Origin of the sequence: Bartonella sp. AP9QHHD, assembly GCF_042195625.1 — a bacterium.
Classification (GTDB): domain Bacteria; phylum Pseudomonadota; class Alphaproteobacteria; order Rhizobiales; family Rhizobiaceae; genus Bartonella.
Window position 1 is genome coordinate 1 of record NZ_JBHIOP010000106.1, and the last position, 1520, is coordinate 1520.

The window sequence follows — 1520 nt, forward strand, 5'->3', positions numbered from 1 at the left end:
GAAGCCACTGCTATGCTCCAGTTTCAATTGTGGGTGCAAGGCATTGTGAAAGAGGAAATGGGGGACCTAAACGGTCGCACCCCTACAGCGGAAGAGGAAGCGCGTATAAACGCAAAGATTGATGCGCAGTTTGCTGACTTTAGAGACCACACCATTGATGTTGCACGGGCTGCTGGGGGCGTTGCTGCTGCCCTTGCCGGTGGCAATGTTGATGCCGGCGCTGATGCCGCTGGTAATGCCGCTGCAAATAACTTTTTGGGTAGTGCACAACGCGCTCAGATGAAGAAAGAGTTAGAAGAGTGCCCTGATGATCAGTGTCGAAGAGATGTTAACGAAAAATGGTTCGAGATTGATGAACAACAAGATAGAACTTTTTCGACAGGAATTATGACTGGTCTCATTGCCGATATACCAATCAAGCTATACGAGTTAGCTGATGGCGCTGTGAAGAACATGATGTTACAAATGATAATATTTGCTAGCAATCCATGGGGGGGCGCGAAAAGGGCTGTTAAAGACATTGAAACAGGAGCGTCTTGGGTCGTGAGTGGACATGTGATTGATGATGCCTGGGAAGGTGCTGGTCAATTCTGGGGAGGTGTTGAGGATGCGTTTATAGGGGATATAGATTACGTAAAAGAGAATCTTGAAAAAGCGGAAGTTAACGGAGCTTTTAATGCTGGTTTTGAAACTGGAAGATTATCAGCCGGAGTGTTAGAAAACTTTGCTGGAGGAGCTGGAGCAGCCAAGGGAGCTATAAATCTTGGCAACAAGGCTGTGATCAAGTTCATTGCTAGGAAAGATTTTGCCCAATTTGCTTCCAAGAAAAATCTTGCAGAACTTGCAGCTCAGGGAGATCCTGACAAACTAGCTGCTAGGAAAGAACTAACTAAACTCGCTGCTAAAGAAAAAAAGCTTTGGTTAAAAAAGAAACCCACTAAATTTACCGATAGCAAATTTGGTCAGACGAACAAAGCCTATCAGAGAGACGATTTGTTTGATCCTAACAAAATTGTTAGTTGGACAGTAAAAGGGGAAGAAGTATGGGGCACCAATGTTGAAAGAATGGAAGCAGGAAGAGCACCTATGGGGTTTGATGGCAAGCCTGTTGAGTTGCATCATCTATCGCAAACGCCTGAGGGGCCCATAGCAGAAATTGGTAGTAAAGATCATAACAAATATACTTCCGTGATTCACGCTAATCCAAAAACACATCAATCGCTTATAGAGAGAAAAAAGTTTGGTAAGTGGAGAGAGGAATATTGGAAGGAACGCGCTAAAGGTTATAGAGAACAAAAAAACAGTAATTTAGGAGGAATAATTGATATGAAATGGAGTATCATAGGGATAGATTTTGACAGATGGGGACAGGAGCATCGGCAATAATGCTCTACGGTTGATGAAAAGAGAAAAAAGAAACTTATAGAATAATTTATGGAGAATAATTGATGAAAACCTATACCTTAGATGATGTTGCAGTATTAATTGATAAAGTGAATAAATATGATGATGAGATTATC

General features: G+C 42.3%; 1 protein-coding gene and 1 pseudogene. Both read left to right on the forward strand.

The genetic code is table 11. From position 1 onward, the window contains the following. Nucleotides 1-1386: HNH/ENDO VII family nuclease (locus ACFIK4_RS09200; protein WP_375675807.1), on the forward strand; the 1386-nt coding region annotated here is incomplete at its 5' end. A 62-nt stretch (nt 1387-1448) separates the two neighbouring features. Next, nucleotides 1449-1520: pseudogene (locus ACFIK4_RS09205) on the forward strand (SMI1/KNR4 family protein); the annotation flags it as partial.